Origin of the sequence: Profundibacter amoris, assembly GCF_003544895.1 — a bacterium.
Taxonomy (GTDB): Bacteria; Pseudomonadota; Alphaproteobacteria; order Rhodobacterales; family Rhodobacteraceae; genus Profundibacter; species Profundibacter amoris.
In genome coordinates this window covers 2,370,136-2,389,972 of record NZ_CP032125.1, presented here as the reverse complement: position 1 = coordinate 2,389,972, position 19,837 = coordinate 2,370,136, and the positions used below count along the sequence as shown (strand labels likewise).

Annotated in this window: 22 protein-coding genes; 18 read left to right on the top strand and 4 right to left on the bottom strand. The window is 57.7% G+C overall.

Annotation, left to right across the window (positions count from 1 at the left end; genetic code table 11):
• Positions 1 to 384: 384 nt before the first annotated feature.
• From BAR1_RS11950 to BAR1_RS11890, 13 genes are read left to right on the top strand one after another with little or no spacing between them, the layout of a single operon-like run.
• Positions 385 to 882: a Na+/H+ antiporter subunit E gene (locus BAR1_RS11950; RefSeq protein WP_118943228.1), complete on the top strand. Its 498-nt coding sequence runs from the start codon at positions 385 to 387 to the stop codon at positions 880 to 882.
• Complete coding sequence (locus tag BAR1_RS11945) at positions 875 to 1,135, top strand: monovalent cation/H+ antiporter complex subunit F (protein WP_118943227.1); 261 nt, start codon at positions 875 to 877, stop codon at positions 1,133 to 1,135. Before BAR1_RS11950 ends, BAR1_RS11945 begins: the two co-directional genes overlap by 8 nt.
• Positions 1,135 to 1,476 carry a monovalent cation/H(+) antiporter subunit G gene (mnhG, locus tag BAR1_RS11940; RefSeq protein WP_118943226.1) on the top strand — a complete coding sequence of 114 codons (342 nt, stop codon included), beginning with the start codon at positions 1,135 to 1,137 and terminating at the stop codon, positions 1,474 to 1,476. The genes BAR1_RS11945 and mnhG overlap by 1 nt, the downstream gene beginning before the upstream one ends.
• Positions 1,473 to 1,730, top strand: coding sequence for a Na(+)/H(+) antiporter subunit B (locus tag BAR1_RS11935; protein ID WP_118943225.1), 258 nt, complete (start codon positions 1,473 to 1,475; stop codon positions 1,728 to 1,730). Before mnhG ends, BAR1_RS11935 begins: the two co-directional genes overlap by 4 nt.
• Positions 1,723 to 2,427, top strand: a complete 705-nt coding sequence (mbhE, locus tag BAR1_RS11930) for a hydrogen gas-evolving membrane-bound hydrogenase subunit E (RefSeq protein ID WP_118943224.1) — start codon at positions 1,723 to 1,725, stop codon at positions 2,425 to 2,427. Before BAR1_RS11935 ends, mbhE begins: the two co-directional genes overlap by 8 nt.
• Positions 2,424 to 2,786: a sodium:proton antiporter gene (locus tag BAR1_RS11925; RefSeq protein WP_118943223.1), complete on the top strand. Its 363-nt coding sequence runs from the start codon at positions 2,424 to 2,426 to the stop codon at positions 2,784 to 2,786. The genes mbhE and BAR1_RS11925 overlap by 4 nt, the downstream gene beginning before the upstream one ends.
• A complete protein-coding gene (locus BAR1_RS11920; RefSeq protein WP_228408548.1) occupies positions 2,786 to 5,938 on the top strand; it encodes a proton-conducting transporter transmembrane domain-containing protein in 3,153 nt (1,050 codons plus the stop codon). The genes BAR1_RS11925 and BAR1_RS11920 overlap by 1 nt, the downstream gene beginning before the upstream one ends.
• Positions 5,938 to 6,843, top strand: a complete 906-nt coding sequence (locus BAR1_RS11915) for a respiratory chain complex I subunit 1 family protein (RefSeq protein WP_118943221.1) — start codon at positions 5,938 to 5,940, stop codon at positions 6,841 to 6,843. Before BAR1_RS11920 ends, BAR1_RS11915 begins: the two co-directional genes overlap by 1 nt.
• 7 nt (positions 6,844 to 6,850) lie before the next feature.
• Positions 6,851 to 7,492: an NADH-quinone oxidoreductase subunit NuoB gene (gene nuoB / locus BAR1_RS11910; RefSeq protein WP_118943220.1), complete on the top strand. Its 642-nt coding sequence runs from the start codon at positions 6,851 to 6,853 to the stop codon at positions 7,490 to 7,492.
• 3 nt (positions 7,493 to 7,495) lie between these two features.
• Positions 7,496 to 8,032 carry an NADH-quinone oxidoreductase subunit C gene (locus BAR1_RS11905; protein ID WP_118943219.1) on the top strand — a complete coding sequence of 179 codons (537 nt, stop codon included), beginning with the start codon at positions 7,496 to 7,498 and terminating at the stop codon, positions 8,030 to 8,032.
• Position 8,033: 1 nt separating this feature from the next.
• On the top strand, positions 8,034 to 9,209 hold the full coding sequence (locus BAR1_RS11900) for an NADH-quinone oxidoreductase subunit D (RefSeq protein WP_118943218.1): 1,176 nt from the start codon (positions 8,034 to 8,036) through the stop codon (positions 9,207 to 9,209).
• A 7-nt stretch (positions 9,210 to 9,216) separates the two neighbouring features.
• Complete coding sequence (locus tag BAR1_RS11895; protein ID WP_118943217.1) at positions 9,217 to 11,028, top strand: FAD-dependent oxidoreductase; 1,812 nt, start codon at positions 9,217 to 9,219, stop codon at positions 11,026 to 11,028.
• Positions 11,015 to 11,512 (top strand): ferritin family protein, encoded by a 498-nt coding sequence (locus BAR1_RS11890; protein WP_118943216.1) that lies wholly within the window; start codon positions 11,015 to 11,017, stop codon positions 11,510 to 11,512. The genes BAR1_RS11895 and BAR1_RS11890 overlap by 14 nt, the downstream gene beginning before the upstream one ends.
• Here BAR1_RS11890 and rfbA read toward each other — a convergent pair.
• The 4 genes from rfbA to rfbC form a co-directional block, all read right to left on the bottom strand.
• Positions 11,477 to 12,424 carry a glucose-1-phosphate thymidylyltransferase RfbA gene (gene rfbA / locus BAR1_RS11885; protein WP_118943215.1) on the bottom strand — a complete coding sequence of 316 codons (948 nt, stop codon included), beginning with the start codon at positions 12,422 to 12,424 and terminating at the stop codon, positions 11,477 to 11,479. The genes BAR1_RS11890 and rfbA overlap by 36 nt on opposite strands.
• Positions 12,411 to 13,274, bottom strand: a complete 864-nt coding sequence (rfbD, locus tag BAR1_RS11880) for a dTDP-4-dehydrorhamnose reductase (RefSeq protein ID WP_118943214.1) — start codon at positions 13,272 to 13,274, stop codon at positions 12,411 to 12,413. The genes rfbA and rfbD overlap by 14 nt, the downstream gene beginning before the upstream one ends.
• Positions 13,275 to 13,347: 73 nt before the next feature.
• The gene (gene rfbB, locus BAR1_RS11875) at positions 13,348 to 14,421 is read right to left on the bottom strand and encodes a dTDP-glucose 4,6-dehydratase (RefSeq protein WP_118943213.1); all 1,074 of its coding nucleotides are present in this window, start codon (positions 14,419 to 14,421) and stop codon (positions 13,348 to 13,350) included.
• A complete protein-coding gene (rfbC, locus tag BAR1_RS11870; protein WP_118943212.1) occupies positions 14,418 to 14,987 on the bottom strand; it encodes a dTDP-4-dehydrorhamnose 3,5-epimerase in 570 nt (189 codons plus the stop codon). The genes rfbB and rfbC overlap by 4 nt, the downstream gene beginning before the upstream one ends.
• A gap of 199 nt (positions 14,988 to 15,186) precedes the next feature.
• Between rfbC and BAR1_RS11865 the strand changes: the two genes are divergently transcribed.
• The 5 genes from BAR1_RS11865 to BAR1_RS11845 all read left to right on the top strand — a co-directional run bounded on the left by BAR1_RS11865 (position 15,187) and on the right by BAR1_RS11845 (position 19,837).
• A complete protein-coding gene (locus BAR1_RS11865) occupies positions 15,187 to 15,864 on the top strand; it encodes a D-lyxose/D-mannose family sugar isomerase (RefSeq protein ID WP_118943211.1) in 678 nt (225 codons plus the stop codon).
• A gap of 125 nt (positions 15,865 to 15,989) precedes the next feature.
• Positions 15,990 to 16,949 carry a polyphosphate kinase 2 gene (gene ppk2 / locus BAR1_RS11860; protein ID WP_118943210.1) on the top strand — a complete coding sequence of 320 codons (960 nt, stop codon included), beginning with the start codon at positions 15,990 to 15,992 and terminating at the stop codon, positions 16,947 to 16,949.
• 77 nt (positions 16,950 to 17,026) lie between these two features.
• Positions 17,027 to 17,647 (top strand): SAM-dependent methyltransferase, encoded by a 621-nt coding sequence (locus tag BAR1_RS11855; RefSeq protein WP_118943209.1) that lies wholly within the window; start codon positions 17,027 to 17,029, stop codon positions 17,645 to 17,647.
• An 8-nt stretch (positions 17,648 to 17,655) separates the two neighbouring features.
• Positions 17,656 to 18,315 (top strand): leucine-rich repeat domain-containing protein, encoded by a 660-nt coding sequence (locus BAR1_RS11850; protein WP_162891771.1) that lies wholly within the window; start codon positions 17,656 to 17,658, stop codon positions 18,313 to 18,315.
• 187 nt (positions 18,316 to 18,502) lie between these two features.
• Positions 18,503 to 19,837 carry an MATE family efflux transporter gene (locus tag BAR1_RS11845; protein WP_228408547.1) on the top strand — a complete coding sequence of 445 codons (1,335 nt, stop codon included), beginning with the start codon at positions 18,503 to 18,505 and terminating at the stop codon, positions 19,835 to 19,837.

Here is a 19,837-nt window from a genome sequence, read left to right as displayed (position 1 = left end):
AGGGGCGTAATCCTCCCCTGGTACATGAAATATCTTGCACCGGTGTTCTTTGTATACGGAAGAATACATATACCGTCTTCCAAACCCAATTGGTGGCAGGGAATCTTGTCAGTGGTCAATGATATAGATCAGGTTTTTGCAGTTTTGCCCGCAATCCAGCTATGCATAATTGTGCGTTCTAGCTATTCGCTTATTCGCATATGATGATCCTGTGATAACAGTCATCAAATCGGATGGCTTGGTAAGAGTGGCGGTGGTCACCATTGAAAAATCTGACCCGCCGCCTGCTTTGATCAGGCACGGTTGTTTTGGCCCCGCTTTGTGGGCAATCGACAAAGAGGGGACGTTGCAAACTTCCGGTTTGGATAAACGGAAGTTGCAACTATGGTCTTACCTAGGGAATTCATCAAACCGTTTTCGGCGCTGCTGTTCTTCTGGATATTGCTGAACGGTACGCTGGCCCCCGATACCCTTCTGATCGGGGTGGTGGCGTCATTCGCCATTGTCTGGTTTTTGCGCGAAAGCATGTCGTTCCTGAACGAATTTCGCGCCACACCGCAGGCCTTCATCGCGGCCTTTAACTATTTCGGCTATTTCCTGAAGGAACTGGTGAAATCCAACATCGCGCTGGCGCGGGTTGTGCTGTCGCCCGACCTGCCGATCAACCCGGGCATCGTCAAGGTGCGCACCCGTTTGAAAAGTAAAATGGGGCGGCTGTTGTTGGCCAATTCGATCACCCTGACCCCCGGCACCCTGACCGTCGAGATCGAGGGCGAATATCTGTACATCCACTGGGTCAATATTGAATCTGACGACATCGACGCGGCGACCGAAAGTATCGTCGCCGGTTTCGAGAAATATCTAGAGGTAATCTATGGCTGATTTTCTGGTATATCTGGCCGCTGTTCTGGCGGGCGGGGCATTTTTGCTTGCGCTGTTTCGCTTCCTGCGTGGTCCATCGCCGGTTGACCGTGTGGTCGCCTTTGATGTGCTGACCGTGATCGCCATCACCGGCATTATTCTGGCGGCTGTGGTGGCCGACAGGGTGATCTATCTGGATGTGGCGCTGGTCTATGCGTTGCTGTCGTTCCTCGGGGTGATTGTGGTTGCCCGTTATCTGGAAAGGGGCGCGTGATGGGGGCGTTATTCGATATTCTGGGCGGTCTGGTTCTGGTGGTCGGCACAGCGTTTTTGCTGTTGGGCGGGCTGGGTCTGAACCGGATGCCCGATGTGTTCAACCGTATTCAGGCGGGCACCAAGGCGACGACGCTTGGCACCATCCTGACGCTGACCGGCATTGCCATGATGCACCCCGGCTGGGCGCTGAAACTGCTGCTGATCGGCATGTTCCTGCTGTTCAGCAACCCGCTGTCCTCGCAGGTGCTGGCACGGGCGGCAGAACGCACCCACGTCCACAAAACCGGCCGCACCCGCATTGACCGGTTCGAACAGGATCACAAGGGGGACAAGGCATGAGCACGCTGACACTATTGATGGCCATTCTGGCGCTGGCGGCGATGCTGGGGGGCGCGGCGGTGGCCGTGGCCAGCAAAAGCACACCGGTTGCCATTCTGGCGGCGGGTCTGGTCAGTCTGATGGCCTCGGTTCTGTTCGTGCTGCTGGCGGCCCCCGATGTGGCGATGACCGAAGCGGCGATTGGCAGCGGGCTGACCACCTTTTTGTTTTTCTTTGTGCTGGGCCGCGTGAAAGAGGAGCAGGATGATGATTAACCGATTGCTGACTGTGGCGTTTCTGGCGGGTCTGGCTGTGATTTTCATCCAGTTGCTGTCGGGCTATGTGCCTGACACCGACCTGAACCTGACTGCCAGCTATTACGCCAGCCAAACCGCGCCGGATCTGGGCGCGCAGAATGTCGTGACCGGCATCATCGTCACCTATCGCGGGCTGGATACATTGGGCGAAGTTACCGTGCTGTTTCTGACCGCCGCCATCGTGGCGCTGGTGCTGGTGCACGGCCGCGCAATAGAAACCGAACGCGGCCCAAAACCCTTTCCCGCCGGTGAATTGCTGCAAACCGGCAGTCGCCTGCTGGCACCGATGATCCTGCTTTTGGGCATCTATGTGTTCGTAAATGGCCACCTGACACCGGGTGGCGGGTTTCAGGGCGGGGCGATCGTAGCCTCGGCCGTTCTGCTGCTGTTGCTGACCGACCCGATGCGCCGCTTTTCGCATCGCCTGATCTCGCGGATCGAATCCACCGCCGGATTGCTGTTTGTGGCCATCGGCCTGCTGGGCCTACTGTTTGCGGGCGGGTTTCTGGATGCGCGGTTCTTGCCGCAGGGCTGGTTCGGGGCGCTGTTTTCGGCCGGTGCCATCCCGCTGATCTATTCACTGATTGGCCTGAAGGTGGGGGCTGAATTCAGCTCGATGTTGCTAAGCCTGTCCGAGACGGAGGATGAAAAATGAGCCTTGTAACCCTTGCACTGGCGGGCGGTTTCGCGCTGATCCTGATCGGGCTGTATGGCGCGCTGAACAACCGCAATATCCTGCGCATCATCATTGCCTTTACCCTTGCCAATACCGGCGTGCATCTGGTGCTGGTGGCCGTTGGCTATATGCCCGGGCGCACCGCCCCCATCCTTGATACCGCGGTGCCGGTTGATCAGGCAAATGCCCTGATTATCGACCCTGTGCCACAGGCCCTTGTTCTGACCGCGATTGTGATCGGCCTTGGGGTCACGGCCCTGATGCTGGCCTATGCGCTGCGTCTGTTCGCCAGCCGTCACACGCTGGATATTTCCAAATTCACGGAGTTGAAATGGTGATGCCAAATATCATTCTTATCATCGCCACCGGTCTGGGTGCGGCATTTCTGTTGGGTCTTTTGCGCGAGGAAAAGCGCCTGAGCGCCTATCTGATCACCCTTGCCGCCCTTGCATTCATGAGCCTGATTTCCGGCCTGTGGCTGATCGCCTTTGCTGGCGGAGCCGCGCCCGTCGAAGTCACCACAGCGGGCACGCCCGCGCCCTTTGCCATCAACTTCAAAATGGGTCTGGCCGAGGCAACGGGCCTGCTGCTGATCAATCTGACGGCGCTGTTGTCGGCCATCTATATGCAGCAAACCATGCTGCGGCTGGGACGGCGGATCATGGCGGTGTTCCTGATTGCGGTGATGGCCGTGTCCGGCATCATCCTGACCCGCGACGTGTTCAACCTGTTTGTGTTCCTTGAACTGGTGGTGATCGCCAGCGGTGGTCTGGTGCTGATGTCCACAGACAAACGCGCGCTGGGCGCGGGGTTCAAATACCTGATGGTTTCGGAATTCATCACCGTGTTCCTGCTGATCGGCATCATCTTTGCCTATCACGCCAGCGGCAGCCTGAATATCGACACGATGGCGGCCAGCGATATGCTGGCCAAACAGGGCGGGGCCTTGGCATTTTTCCTGATCTTGATCGCCCTGATTGCCGAACTAAAACCCTTTCCCGCCAATGGCTGGGCGCTGGATATTTACGAATCCGCCCACCCCGGTTTTTCGGCGCTGTTTTCCGCAGTGTTTGCCACCGGCGCATTGTTCGCCGTGGACAAGGTTCTGTTGATGGGTGGCACTACATGGTTGCCATTGGCCACCGGTATCGGCCTGTTGACCTTTGTTGCCTCGAACATCATGGGGCTGGCGCAAAACAACGACCGCCGATTGCTGGGCTATTCCTCTATCGCGCAGGTCGGACTGGTGCTGGCCATCATCGGCCAACGCGAGGTGCTGGGCGACAGTTACCTGTTCATTGCCGGCGGGATCCTGCTGGCCCATGCCGTGGCCAAGGCCGGTCTGTTCTGGATGTCCGGCATGTTCGAGGCTAGCGATCTGAAGGACTGGACCGTGCTGCGGCAAAAACCGCTGATGGTTGGTATCTTTATCACCTTTATCGCCATGCTGACGGGTCTGCCGCCCTTCCCCGGATTCTATGCCAAATGGGAACTGGTGCATGGGTTGATGGCGCACAATCATTTCTGGCTGGTCGGGGTGATCCTGTTTGGCGCACTGATCGAGGTCACCTATCTGATGCGCTGGTTCGGCTATGTGATCAAACGCGACGTCCCGCGCTATATTCAGGACACGCCGTTCCACAAGGAACTGGTGGTGGTTCTGGCCGCCGCTGCGGGCTGGGGTCTGGCCTATGTCTGGGGCGAGATGTCGGCCTATCGCAATCTGCTGTCACTGGCGGGGGACAACCTGCTGGTGGTTCTGCCGCTGATGTTTGCATTGCTGTTCTTTGTGATCGACGGCTTGCCTGCGCGGATCAAGAACATCATCGCGATTGCCGGAATGGTGGCCTATTTTATCGCCAGCTATTCCAGCTATGATCCGCTGCAACTGATCTTTGGCTCGATCATCCTGCTGGGGGGCGCGGTGATCATGCTGGCCAGTTTCCATGCCGAGGGGCGGCGCACAGGGTTCTATCCGTCCGCCATGCTGATGTATGCCGGATTGGCGCTGCTGATCATCGCCGGGAACAGTTTCGCGTTTTTCGCGGCGTGGGAGATGCTGACAATCGGCTCTTACTTCCTGATCCTGCGGGGCAAGGCGTCGGAGCCACACGCGCTGTCCTACATCATCTTTTCACTGGGCGGGGCGTTCGCCATCCTGACCGGCTTTGCGCTGGCCGCACACGGGCAGGCACCGTTCGAGATCGCCTCGCTGGCCGATGTGCGCGCGGATGTGGCCCCCTATGTGTTCATCCTGCTGGCTGTTGGTTTTATGACCAAAACCGCCGCCATCGGGCTGCACATCTGGTTGCCCGGCGCCCACGCCGAGGCCGAAACCGATGTGTCGCCCATGGTATCGAGCGTGTTGCTGAAGGCCGGACTGTTCGGGTTGTTCACCCTGCTGATGACCATGGGTCGCCAGCATCTGGGACCGGTTGACCTGACGCTGGTTCTGCTGTGGATCGGCGCACTGACTGCCCTGCTGGGCAACATCATGGCCGCCTTTCAGGAGGACGCAAAACGCCTGCTGGCCTATTCCTCGATCGGGCAGATGGGCTATGCGTTGTTCGGTCTGGCCTTGATGAACAAACTGGGTTGGCTGATGGCGCTGTTGTTCGTGATCAACCACTACATCTATAAATCCATGTTGTTCCTGTCGGTTGGTGGCGTTGCCAAACGCACCGGCACGCGATTGATGTATAAAATGGGTGGGCTGATTGCCCTGATGCCGCTATCCTTTATCGCCGTGATGATCGGGATTATCGCCATGTCGGGCGTGCCGCCGCTGTCGGGCTATGGCGGGCGCTGGATTTTCTATAACGCGATCATGTCGGGCGAACACCGGCTGCCGATGATCCTGATTTTCCTGTCGGGACCAATCGGCTTCCTTTACCTGTTCCGGCTGGTGCACACGATTTTCCTTGGCCAGCTAAAGGACGAACACCGCCGCCTGAAAGAAGCGCCGTTCTGGATCATCCTGCCGCAAATGATCTATGTGGTGTTCCTGCTGGGTTTTGCCGTGGTGCCCGGATTGGCGCTGCGTCGGGTGGATGCCTATCTGACCCGGTTCTTCCCGAATGAATTCGGTCTGGACTGGAGCGGGCCTGCCATCACCAGCGAATACGGCTATTGGGCGCCGGTTTCGATCATGGTGGTTGTTGGCGTGATCTTCTGTGTGGTGCTGGGGTGGATGTTGTTCCTGAACCGCAATGCCCAGAAGGTTAAGCAGTTCAACATCGTCTATTCGGCAGAACGGCCCTACCGGCCCGAAACCACCCATTATGCGTGGAACTTCTATGCGCCCTATCGCAAGGCGCTGGGGTTCATGGTGCAACCCTATGTCAGCAACTTCTGGAACGGCATCGCCACGGCGTTGCACAATCTGGGCGACTTTAGCCGGCGCCTCTATACCGGCAATGGCCAGACCTATGCCTTCCAGATGCTGATCTTTGTTGTGCTGGCCTATCTTGCCTCAAGGGGGATGATCTGATGACTTTTGAATGGATGAAAATCCCCTATTCGCTGCTGACCCTGTTCATCGTGTTGAACTATGGTCTGCTGATGACCGCGATCATCGCCAAAATCGGCGCGCGGGCGGGGCGCAGGATCGGGATACCGTTTTACCAGAACTATATCGACCTGCTGAAAAACTATGCCCTGCGTAGCAAGATTACGCATGGCTATATGTTCTACCTCGGGCCGGTGTTCCGGCTGACCGGCGGCATTGGCCTGCTGTTGTTCGTGCCAACGATTTACGGCTCGGAGATGTTCTCGAACCTGTCGTTCTCGGGGGATCTGATCCTTGCGCTGTATTTCATCTTTTTCGGCACCCTTGGCATGGCGCTGGGGGCTGGGGAAAGCGGCTCACCCCATTCCGCCATCGGTATTTCGCGCGGGTTGTCGCAGGTGACCATGGCAGAATTGCCGCTGACGCTGGCGGTGTTCGCCATCGCGTTGCAATATCAAACCCTGTCGGTGACCGAAATTGTCGCCGCGCAGCAGGGCGGCATCCTGAACTGGACCCTGTTCACCAACCCGCTGGCGGTGGTGGCGGCGATGCTGGCCTTCCTTGGATCAATGATGCGCCCGCCGTTTGATGTGGTGATCGCGCCGCAGGAAATCCCGATTGGCCCGCCCACCGAATACCACAGCGCCTATCTGGCCCTGATGCAAACCAACCGCGTGATTTTCCCGGTCGCCAAGATCGTCATCTATATGAACCTGTTCTTTGGCGGGGCATCCAGCTGGGGTGAATTCGCAATTAAGGTGTTCCTGCTTTACCTGTTCTCGGCTTTTGTCGGGGTCGCATTTCCGCGGTTCCGGGTGGAACAAAGCATCCGTTTTTTCATGATATGGGCCGTGCCGATCGGCATCCTGTCCATTCTGCTTGTGTGAGGTCGCTATGAAAGAAGAACTGGAAAAACGCGTCGTCAAAGGGCCGGATGGCTTTGAGTTCGAGGTGGAACCGCTACAGGACTATTACTGTGCCGAGGCGCCCAAGGCGCATCTGCCGGTCTACTCGAAAATCGTCGAAGGGCTGTTCAACTGGGCGCGCGCGGAATCGATCTGGATATTGGGGTTTGGCACCGGCTGTGGCGCGATTGAAATGCGCCCCCTGATGACACCGCGCTTTGATGCCTACCGTTTCGGCATCCAGTGGCGGCCGACCCCGCGTCAGGCCAATCTGTTGATGATTTCCGGCTATCTGTCGGTGAAAACCCTGAAACGCGCCATTCGGGCTTACGAGCAAATGCAAAGCCCGAAATATGTGGTCGGTCTGGGGTCTTGCACCATCAATGGCGGCATGTATTGGGACAGCTACAACACCATCAAAAAGCTGGATGACTATATGCCGGTCGACCTGTTTATCGCCGGATGTATGCCCCGCCCCGAGGCCCTGCTGGCCGGTTTCAACGATCTGAAAAAGATCATCAAGGCCGGCAAAGCCGAAGGCGCCAACAAATACGCCGAGAATTTCGACTGGTACAAGGCGAACCAGAAATCCGTGATCAAGGATTGGGATATGCCCGATTATAACTGGTGATGAATGATGCATAAACTCTATGAAAATCTGGGCAAAATCATACCGCTGGGGGAAATGACCCTGCAACGCGCCAACCTTGCCTTTATCACGCTGGACTGCCGCTATCTGCGATCCGCCCTGCACCATCTGCGCGATGTCGAAGGCTACAGCCACCTTGTGTTGCTGACCGCCGTTGACTGGCTGGAAGAAGATCTGTTCCAGTTGACCTATCTGCTCAGCAACCGCACGGCGGATATGGATGTAGGCCTGCGGGTGATGCTGCCGCGTGAAAACGCCAGCATGGACAGCATCCACGACATCTGGCCCACCGCCGCCACCTATCAGCGCGAGTTGCGCGAGATGTTCGGCATCGATTTCCCGGGATCCCCCCGTGTGAACGAGGAATTCATCCTTGAGGGTTGGCAGGAAATTCCCCCGTACCGGCGCGATTTCGACACCAAAAAATATTCCGAGGAAAACTTTGCCCACCGTGAAGGCCGCGTCACCAAAGACCCCGCCAGCCACATGAAAGAACTGCTTTATCCGGACAGGGGGCAATAAGATGAACTATCAACCCGACCGATCCAAATACCCCGCCAAAAAGGCCGACGGCACGCTGGATATTGACCTGACATCCGGCAAATACCTGAAGCTGTGGCACGGCCCCAACCACCCCGGCATCACCGGCAACATGTCGGTTGAACTGACGGTTTGCGGCGACGAAGTGGTCGAAGGCAAGGTGCATGTGGGATACCTGCACCGTGGGTTTGAAAAACTGATGGAGCGGCGCAGCTTTATCCAGTGTTTCCCCATCGTCTGCCGCATCTGCGTGCCGGAGCCGGATTTCAACGAATATTGCTATGCCGCCGCGATTGAAGAATTGTCAGGCGTTGTGGTGCCCGAACGCGCCCACTGGATCAGGACGATGATTTTGGAAATGGGCCGGATCAATTCCTATCTGATGTATCTGGGCGGGCAGGCCGGTGCGCTGGGCCAAGGGGTGATTGGCCAGTGGACCACCTATGTGCGCGATCTGATGCTGGACCGGTTCGAGGAACTGACGGGCGCGCGCATCTATCACATGTTCATCCTGCCCGGCGGAGTGCGTGATGATCTGCCCGAAGGGTTCAAGGAGCGCCTCGAGGCCACCTTGAAAGAGGTCGATGCCGTTTTGAAAGACGTCAATGACGTGATGTTCAAGAACGCTGTCTTCAAACGGCGCAGCATCGGGGTTGGCTATATCGACCCTGCGTGGGTCGATGAATACGGCATCACCGGCCCCAATGCCCGCGCCGCCGGCGTGGCCAAGGACGTGCGCAAGGATCAGCCCTATCTGGTTTATGACCAGCTGGATTTCGAACCGGTGGTCGATCATGGCTCGGACATCTACACCCGCGCCGATGTGCGCCGCCGCGATGTGGCGATGTCGGTGGATCTGTTGCGCCAGATACTGGCGAAAATGCCCAATGAGGGGCCGGTGATGGCGAAACTGCCCAACGTGCTGCACTGGCAAATCCCGCGCGGCGAAACCTATATCCGTGGCGAATGTTCGCGCGGGGAATACGGGTTTTACCTTGTCACTGACGGCAGCCGTTTCCCGCGCCGTGTGAACGTGCGCGGGCCTAGCTATACCCACGCCATGACCCTGCTGGAACGCATGATCGTGAATACCAACATTTCCGATATCGCCGCCCTGATGGTTTCGCTTCACACCTACCCGCCCGAAATTGAAAGGTAGCAAAAAGATGAGTGTTCAAGACGTCCTTTCGCCCTTCAAAGCGTGGAAAAACCTGTTTCGCGATCCGGTGACCATTGCCGACCCGATCAACGACCGCCCCGGTGCCGCGCGTTATCGCGGGTTTCACCAGAATGATCTGGATAAGTGTATCGGTTGCGGCACCTGCGAGGAAATCTGCCAAAACGGCGCAATTGATATGGTTGCCGAGTTGAAAATCGAGCAGGCAGAGGGTGATTCCGGCCTGCGCCCGCGGATCGATTATGGCCGCTGCTGCTGGTGCGCGCTGTGTGTTGATGTGTGCATGACCGGCTCGCTCACCATGTCGAACGCCTATACATGGGTCGATGCCGACCCCGAGGAATTCCGCTTTACCCCCGGGGTGGACAAGAAGGATTGGGATGATGCCGAACTGGGCTATCACCGTCCCGAGGGCCTGCACCTGACACCGATGACACGGGTTGAAATGCAGGAAATGGAGCCCGAGGAACGGGTCGCCAATTTCGACGAAATAGTCTGTGGCTATTCGGTCGAGGAAGCGCTGGTCGAAGCGGATCGTTGTGTATCCTGTGGTCTGTGTGTGGCCACTTGCCCCGCGCATATGGCGATCCCCGATTACATCGCCGCAATCCGCGATCAGGATTACGAACACGGTCTGGAACTGCTGTATGACACCAACCCGTTCAGCCAGGTTTGCGGCCGCGTCTGCACCCATAAATGCGAAGACGCCTGTTCGGTCGGTCACGAGGGCGAGCCGATTGCCATCCGCTGGCTGAAACGTCACATCACCGAAAACGTCCCGCGCGAGAAATATATGGATATTATCGGCGGCACGGCGGACGACACCGGCAAGAAAATCGCCATCATCGGCGCTGGCCCTGCCGGCCTGACCACCGCGTTCGATCTGGTGAAAATGGGGCACAACATTACCGTGTTCGAGGCCCAGCCCGGACCCGGCGGCATGGCCCGTTACGGCATCCCCGAATACCGGATGCCCTATGACGATCTGGACCATGAGGTGTCGATCATCACCGAAATGGGTGTCGATATCCGCTATAATATGCGGGTGGGCAAGGACATCTTGATGGATCAGCTGCGGCAGGATTACGATGCGGTGCTGCTGTCGATCGGTCTGCATGTCGGGCGTTCGACCCGCATCAAAGGGACCGAGCATAAAGACGTGACCAAAGCGGTCGATCTGCTGCGCGATATCACCAACGGGATCAAGATTAAGGTGCCCAAAAAGGTTGTTGTGATCGGCGGCGGCAACGTGGCGATGGACATCGCCCGCTCGATGGCGCGTTTGCAAAAACAGAAATACGGCAAGGTCGATCTGACGGTGACCGCGCTTGAGGACCTGCAACACTTTATGGCCGACCCGGAAGAGGTGAAGGAAGCCGGTGAAGAGGGGATCGAGATTTTTGATGCCCGTGGACCGCAGGAAATTGTTCTGACCAAAGGCGGCCGGATCAGTGGTTTGCGCACATGGAAAGTGATTTCCATCTTTGACGATCAGGGCCGTTTCGCCCCCAGCTATGACGAAGCGGACGAAATGTTGCACAAGGCCAATATGGTGATCGAGGCGATCGGGCAGGCGTCCGACGTTGCATTGCTGGGCGAAGAACTGACCGAGGCGCTGGACTGGAACCGTGGTCGTTTGTCGGTGGATGCCGATGGCCGCACCTCGCAAAGCTGGTTGTGGGCCGCGGGGGATTGTGTGCACGGACCGGATATTATCCACGCTGTGGCCGATGGCCATGTGGTGGCTGACAGCATCAACGCCGCGCTGAACGAACAGGAGGAAACCGATGCCAAGGATTGAGAAATTCGACAAGCTGCACCATCACGCCAGCCTTCAGGAATTCATTGATCTGGCGATCGAATTCGAGCAGGTGGCGCATGATTTCTATACCGATCTGCTGCCCAAAATCAGCAAGCACATCCGCTATATCGTGCACGAGCTGATCCGCGAGGAAGAAGCGCATATCGCCAAATTGCAGGAACTGGCCAAGCGTTGCGACATAGAAGGCGCACTTCAGTCCGAGATTGAAAACATGACGGTGGACCGTAAATTCTATGACGGTATCCACCTGCCCGAGCTAGGCGAAAACCCCGATGATCAGGAAATCCTGCAATACGCAATGATGCGGGAATTCATTGCGATGGTGCAATATAGCGAGTTGGCCGAAAAATCACCGCCCGGGCCGGTGCGTGATCTGTTCCAGTTCATGGCGAACGAGGAAATCAAGCACAAGAACGATCTTGAGGCGCTATATTACCAGATTATCCACAGCGGCGGGGTATAGTTTTTGCCAATGGGCCTGCAATGCCGGTTGCGGGGCGGCAAAATTATACAGTTCTGACAGGTAGTTGCCGTATTCGTTTTTGGCAAAGAGTGCTGCCTGTTCCGCCAGATCATTGCGACTGATCCAGCCTTTGGCAAAGGCGATTTCATCGGGCGATCCAACCTGCAACCCCTGTCGTTGTTCCAGCGTGCGAACGAAATTTCCGGCATCCAGCAAACTGCCATGCGTGCCGGTATCCAGCCAGGCATAACCGCGCCCCATACGTTCGACACTCAGCGTGCCCTGATCCAGATAGATTTCCAGCAGCGAGGTGATTTCCAGCTCTCCCCGTGCCGAGGGGGTAATGCGGCGCGCTTTTTCAGGGGCGGTTTCGTCAAGGAAATACAGTCCGGTCACGGCATAGTTTGACGGCGGCACATCGGGTTTTTCAACGATGGAAACGGCATTGCCGCTTTCATCGAAATCGACAACCCCGTAACGCTCGGGATCGGCCACACGATAGCCGAAAACCGTTCCGCCGGTTTTACGTCTGTTCGCGCGGGCCAGCATTTCCGGCAGGCCGTGGCCAAAGAAAATATTGTCCCCCAGCACCATGACCGAAGGGGCGCCGGCCAGAAAATCCTCGGCCAGCAGATAGGCCTGCGCCAGCCCGTCCGGTGATGGCTGCACGATATAGCTTAGCGACATGCCCCATTGCGACCCATCCCCCAGCAGGCGCTGGAACTGGGGCTGGTCCGCGGCCGTTGTGATCACCGCGACTTCGCGAATATCCCCCAGCATCAGCGCGGTCAGCGGGTAATAGATCATCGGCTTGTCATAGATTGGCAGCAGTTGTTTCGAGATCCCCATCGTGATCGGATACAGCCGCGTGCCGGAACCGCCGGCCAGAATGATACCTTTACGTTTTGTCATTTTTCAAATGCCCCAGTTCTTTCAATACTTCGTTCAACCCCGTCTTCCAGTCGGGCGGCTCTATGCCGTAATCGGCAGCAAGGGTGCTTGCGTTCAGGCGCGAATTCAGCGGCCGTTTGGCGGGGGTCGGGTAGGCGGATGTCGGGATATCCCTTACCGCAACCTTCATACCGCTGCTGGCAAATATCTGTCGGGCGAAACCGGCCCAACTGATGGCGGGGATGCCGCCGTAGTGGTAAATGCCGGATCGCCCCGCGCCGTTGTGGAATGCCTTTGCCATGGTTGCCAAAACCGTGGCAATTTCGGCGGCCGGTGTCGGCCCGCCGATCTGGTCGGCGACAATATCCAGACTGTCGTGCCCCTCGCCCAGTCGCAGCATGGTCTTGACGAAGTTCGCCCCGTGCGCCGAGAAAACCCAACTGGTGCGCAGAATGGCATAGGCCCCGCCCGCCGCGCGTACGCCATCCTCGCCAGCCAGTTTGCTGCGGCCATAGGCCCCCAAAGGGGTCGGGGTATCACCGGGTTGCCACGGGCACGCGCCTTGTCCGTCGAAAACGTAATCACTCGAGATATGCAGGAACGGCAACCCGCGTTTTGCGGCGGCTTTTGCCATTGCCGCAGGCGCTGTTCCGTTGATCAGGGTGGCCAGTTCTTCTGCATCTTCGGCCTTGTCCACCGCGGTGTAGGCGGCGGCGTTGATCACCACATCGGCATCGGTTTCCCTGATGATCGCCGCGCAGGCCACCGGATCGGACAGGTCGGCCTGATCGCGGCCCAGATTAACAACACCGGCCTGTCGGGCCAGTTCGGTTGCCACCTGTCCGGTTTTGCCGAAAACCAATATGCGCATGTGCCGGTGTATCCTGTGTCGTTGTGGATATGTTCGTTCCGATGCTTAGCAGACGGGGGTTAATCGAGTGTGATCAGCCAACCGAAACGCCCCTCATTTGTGGTGCGGTTTGCTGTTTTCCCAGACGTTCCCCTACGCCCGCGCGGCTTTGCAGGGCGCGCCACCAGTGTTCATTGTCCAGATACCACTGCACGGTTTTTTCCAGTCCCTGATCCAGTGTGACCGAGGGGCGCCAGCCCAGTTCCATGCGGATGCGGGTCGGGTCGATCGCATAGCGCAGGTCATGGCCGGGGCGGTCGGCAACAAAGGTGACCAGATCGGCGTAGGAATGTTTTGCTGGCCGTTTGCTATCCAGAATGGCACATAGTTTCTGCACCAGTCCCAGATTTGTCACCTCGTTTTCGCCACCGATGTTGTAGCTGCGCCCGTTTCGCCCGCCTTGCAACACGGTCAGCAGGGCGTCGGCGTGATCCTCGACATATAGCCAGTCGCGGATATTGTCGCCGGTGCCATAGATCGGGATCGGCAGGTCGGACAGGGCCCTAAGAATGACAACCGGCACCAGCTTTTCGGGGAAATGGTAGGGGCCGTAGTTGTTGGAACAGTTGGTTATCACCACCGGCAGGCCGTAGGTTTCATGCCACGCCCGCACCAGATGGTCCGAGGCGGCCTTGGAGGCGGAATAGGGGCTGTTGGGGGCGTAGGGGGTATCCTCGGTGAACAGGCCATCTGCGCCCAAGGAGCCGTAAACCTCGTCCGTGGAAATATGGTGGAACCGGAAAGCAGCCGGTTTGCCCCGCGCCTGCCAATAGGTTCGCGCCGCTTCCAGCATATTATAGGTGCCATTCACATTGGTTTCGATAAAGGCACCCGGCCCGTCGATCGAGCGGTCCACATGGCTTTCGGCGGCAAGGTGCATCACCGCGTCGGGCCGGTGGCGGGAAAATATCCCGTCCAGCGCCGCGCGGTTGCGGATGTCGGCATGTTCGAAAACATAGGCCGGATCGCCGGCGACATCCGCGACATTGTCCAGACAGGCGGCATAGGTCAGCGCGTCCAGATTGACCACCTGATGCCCGTCGGCAATGGCGCGGCGCACCACTGCGGATCCGATGAAACCGGCCCCGCCGGTGACTAGAATTTTCATGTTGCACCCCCGTATATAAACGGTGTTTCAAAATCCCGCAGCCACGGCGCGGCGGCGTCCTTGTCCGACAGCACGACCTGTTTCGGATCAATACCCCACTCAACGCCGATATAGGGGTCGTCAAAGCGCACGGCGCCATCGGCGGTAGGGGCATAATAATCGGTGCATTTGTAAATAACCTCGGTATCGGGCAGACGGGTGGCAAAGCCGTGCAGGAACCCCGCGGGGATCAGCAACTGGCGGCCGTTGTCTGCCGATAATTCCACCCCGACCCATTGGCCGTATGTCGGCGAGCCACGCCGGATATCCACGGCCACGTCAAACAGCGCCCCCCGACCACAGCGCACCAGTTTGGCCTGCGCATGGGGCGGCGCCTGAAAATGCAAACCGCGGATCGTTCCGGCCTGACGCGAAAGCGAATGGTTGTCCTGCACGAAATCATAGTTGATGCCGTGGTCTGCCATGACCTTGCAGTTCCAGCATTCCGAGAAAAACCCGCGATGGTCGCCAAACCGGCGCGGGGTTAGGATTAAAACCCCCTCAAGGGCGGTTTGTTCGATCTGCATCGGTGTATCTTTCGTCTGCAATGGTTTACCTCAAAATCAGGGCCGGTGCGCAAATTGGCTGTTCGCGGCAATTGTTAGGGCAGCAATCCTAATAATTTATGACGATATGTGGAGGTTTGATCGCGGTTGCCCGTCTTTGGGCGGATGCCTATGGTAAACGCAGGACGGGGACCGGTCCGAACAGCAGAAAGCACATCAGATGAAGCGTTCCGAAATAAACCAGATACTGCACGAGTCGGATGCGTTTATCCGCTCGTTCGGCTACCTTTTGCCGCCCTTTGCCTATTTCCCCCCCGAACGGATGCTGTCCGGTGAAACGGCTGACATACGGGCGCGCGGCATGGGCTGGGACATCACCGATTACGGGCAGGGGAATTTTGCCGATATGGGCCTGTTCCTGTTCACGGTGCGCAACGGGCATTTGGCGGACCTGAAACAGGGGCGCGGGATGCTCTATGCGGAAAAGATCATGATATCGCGCAAGCAACAGATCAGCCCGATGCACCGGCACAATCTGAAAGCCGAGGACATTATCAACCGTGGCGGCGGCAAACTGGTGCTGGAGCTGTTCGCAAGTGACGAAAGCGGGGCAATCGACAGGGACGCGATGGTTGCGGTGCCGGTTGACGGTATTACACGCCGGTTTGAGGCGGGAGGGCGGCTGGCTCTGAAACCGGGGGAGAGTGTGACGCTATTGCCGGGTGTCTGGCACGCCTTTTGGGGCGAGGGTGCGGATGTTCTGGTGGGCGAGGTGTCGACTGTGAACGATGACCAAAGCGATAATGTTTTCGCGCAGGATATCCCGCGGTTCACCAAGGTGCAGGAGGATGAAAAGTCGCTGCATCTGCTGGTGTCCGATTATCCCGGGAACCAGTGATAACAACAGATTAACCGGTCATTTTGCGGCTTTGGGCAGGCATAAAACCTATTGACTCATATCAAAGCCAAATCCAGCATTTTAAGGTATTATCGGGTTATATTCCCCAGAACAGGAGTCGCGCGATGACAGCCTCTACCCGAACTAAATCCAATTCATCGGTCAAGCCCGCAACTGCGGCAGAGCCCGTCACCAAAGAGGCCGACGCAACCCCGTCGACCTTTCCGACGGTGACGCCAGACAAGATCAGGCAGGCCTTTGAAACCGGTGAATACCCCTACACAAAAAAGATGGGCAAACGGGAATACGAACACATCAAAGCCGAGTTGCAGGCCGAATTGCTGAAGGTGCAGAAATGGGTGCATGACACCGGCCAGAAATTTGTGCTGTTGTTCGAGGGCCGCGATGCGGCCGGCAAGGGTGGCACGATCAAACGGTTTATGGAACACCTGAACCCGCGCGAGGCCCGCGTGGTGGCCCTGAACAAGCCGACAGATACCGAGCGTGGCCAGTGGTTCTATCAACGCTATATCCAGCAACTGCCGACATCGGGTGAAATGGTGTTCTATGACCGCTCCTGGTACAACCGCGCCGGAGTCGAGCGGGTCATGGGATTTTGTTCGCCGACGGAATATCTGGAATTCATGCGCCAGACGCCGGATATGGAACGGATGATGGTGCGATCGGGAATCCGGCTGTATAAATACTGGTTTTCTGTAACACGCGACGAGCAAAAGCGCCGGTTTGACAGCCGCAAGGATGATCCTCTGAAACGCTGGAAACTGTCGCCTGTCGATCTGGCGTCGCTTTCCAAATGGGACGATTACACCGAAGCCAAAGAGGCGATGTTCTTTTATACCGACACCGCCGATGCGCCTTGGACGATCATCAAATCAAACGACAAGAAACGGGCGCGGATCAATACGATGAAGCATTTCCTGTCGACAATCGAATATCCCGACAAGGATTACGAGATCGTCGGCCAGCCCGATCCGTTGATTGTTGGACGGGCCAGCCATGTGGTGCACGGGGCCGATCATATTCTGGGGGCCTCCCTGCATCCTGACCAGCGCAAAAGCGGGTAACCGTTTTTTGAAGCTTTAAGCACTGGTAAAACCCCGCGCCGTTCTTATCTTGGAATTGGAAAGGCGCGGGATATTTTATGTGGAATGAACGCTATTCAAAACCGGGCTACCTGTTTGGCACCGAACCGGCGCAGTTTTTGCGCGAGCATGACGTCTGGCTGAAACCCGGCGCGCGTGCTCTTGCGGTGGCTGATGGCGAAGGGCGTAACTCGGTCTATATGGCCGGTAAGGGGCTGGATGTGGTGGCGATGGATGCCTCGCACATCGCGGTTGAAAAGGCCCGCGCGCTGGCGTTGGCGCATAAGGCGTCGGTTGATTTCAACGTGGCCGATATTGCCAAATGGGATTGGGATGCCACGCCTTTTGATCTGGTGGTTGCCATTTTCATCCAGTTTGTGGGGCCTGAACAACGGGACCGGATATTTCAGGATATGAAACGCGCCGTCAAACCCGGCGGGGTGGTGATGCTGCATGGCTATACCCCCGAACAGGTTGAACTGGGAACCGGTGGCCCGCCGCGGGCCGAAAACATGTATACGGAAGAAATGTTGCAGCAGGCCTTTGCCGATTTCGAGATTCTGGAACTGCGCGCATATCGCCGCCATGTGGACGAGGGCGAGGGGCATTCGGGTGACTCTGCCCTGATAGATCTGGTGGCCAGGAAGCCGGCATATGGTGGGGGTTTGGTCGATAAGTGAATACGTTAATGTCAAAAGCCCTGGTTGCTCTCATTTTAGGGAGCGCGCTTGCCACCGGCATTGCAACGGCACAGACTTGCGATGGTGTGGTGGTAAAAGATGTATGTTTGCCAACGGATCTGGGCCGCCTGAATATCAGTTACGGGCAATTCGAGGACATCTATTTTTTGAGCGGGTTTCCAAGGCTTGAATACCTGGATATGGGTTTCAATCCTGTCCATGATTTATCCCCTCTAGGTTCACTGCCAAAGTTAACGTATTTGGACCTTGGCGAGATGCGCCTTGACGGTGCCGCGCTGGATTTGGCCCCTTTATCTGGCCTCACGGCTTTGATCGAACTTGATATCTCCGAGAACAACATTACCAATTTATCAGCGCTGGGCAATTTACCAAAGCTTGAAAGCCTGACTGCATTTGATACCGATATCAATGATCTAGCCCCGCTTGCCAATCTGCATAGCCTTCGGGTTTTGCAATTGCAGGATACACCGGTGTCGGATATATCCGCACTTGCGGGGCTTCCGAATTTGGAGGCACTCTATCTTAACGGCACAGGGGTTTCGGATTTATCCGCTCTGCGAAGTTTGCCCAATCTCCAAATCCTGGGGCTACCAAACGGCTCGAGGATTACGGGGCAAAACAAGATCAAGGCTGTTCTGGCGGAATAATCCCTAATAGGGTTCGATTGGGACCGTGGAGAAGGTTAGGGCGTAGACCTATAGGTTTTGCCTGGCCCATTTCCTCGAAATCTGCATGAGCGCACGCCAGTTCGGGCACAGAGCTGGTCGGTGGACGTCCACACAGCCGCTTGCCACCGCTATATTTCTACCCTAAGCCAGCTCTATGGCAGCAGAAATGACATACCGCGCGCATGCCCGCGCCACGCTTTTGCTGGGTCTGCCGTTGATCGGCAGCCATTTGGCGCAGTTTGCCATCACCATGACCGACACTTTGATGCTGGGCTGGTATGATGTGCAGGCGTTGGCCGCGGTGACGCTGGCGGGGTCGTTCTGGTTCTTGCTGTTCATCATGGGGTCTGGTTTTGCCTTTGCGGTGTCACCGATGGTGGCCAGCTTTGAGGCCAGCGGGCAGGGGCGCGAGGTGCGGCGGGTGACGCGGATGGGGATGTGGGTTTCGCTGATCTACGGGGTGGTCGTGTTACCGCCGATGTGGTGGTCCGGCACGGTGCTGCAATGGATGGGGCAGGAACCGGAAATCGCCTGGATCGCGCAGGATTATCTGCGGATATTGTGCTGGGGCACTTTGCCCGCGCTGATGGTGATGGTGTTGAAGAACTATCTGGCCGGACTTGAGCGAGCGGCGATTGTGTTGTGGATCACCCTGATTGCCGTTGGTTTGAATGCGCTGCTGAACTACGCGCTGATTTTCGGCAACTGGGGCGCGCCGGAACTGGGCGCGCGCGGCGCGGCGATTGCATCGTTACTGTTACACAGCCTGTCGTTTGTGGCGCTGGCCATTTACATCATGCGCAAACTGCCGGAACACGCGCTGTTCTCGCGGTTCTGGCGGCCGGATCGCGAGGCCTTTGGCGCGGTTTACCGCATGGGCTGGCCGATCGGGTTGACAAATTTGGCCGAGAGCGGGCTGTTCACGGCCTCGGCGGTGATGGTGGGCTGGGTCGGAACGATGCCGCTGGCCGCGCACGGGATCGCGCTGCAACTTACGGCGATGACGTTTATGATACAGGTCGGGTTCTCCAACGCCGCCACGGTGCGGGCGGGGCAGGCCTTTGGCCGCAAGGATGCCGTGAACCTGAAGCGCGGGGCGCTGGTGGTGATGGGGATGTCGGGGGTGGTGACGATCGCTGTGATTGCAACCTTCCTGACGGTGCCCGAACCGCTGGTCGGGGCGTTTCTGGCGCCAGATGATCCCGAGCGGGCGGCGATTATCGGCATCGGGGTTAGCCTGATGGCGGTGGCCGCCCTATTCCAGTTTGCCGACAGTGCACAGGTGGTGGCGCTGGGTCTGTTGCGCGGGGTGCATGACACCCGCGTGCCGATGGTGATTGCCGCGATTGCCTATTGGCCGCTGGGGTTAAGCGCCAGTTATCTGTTCGGCTTTATCCTTGGCATGGGCGCGGTTGGCGTCTGGCTGGGGCTGGTGGTTGGCCTTGGGGTGGCGGGGGCATTGATGATGTATCGCTTCTGGACGTCGGGCGTTCGGATTTAG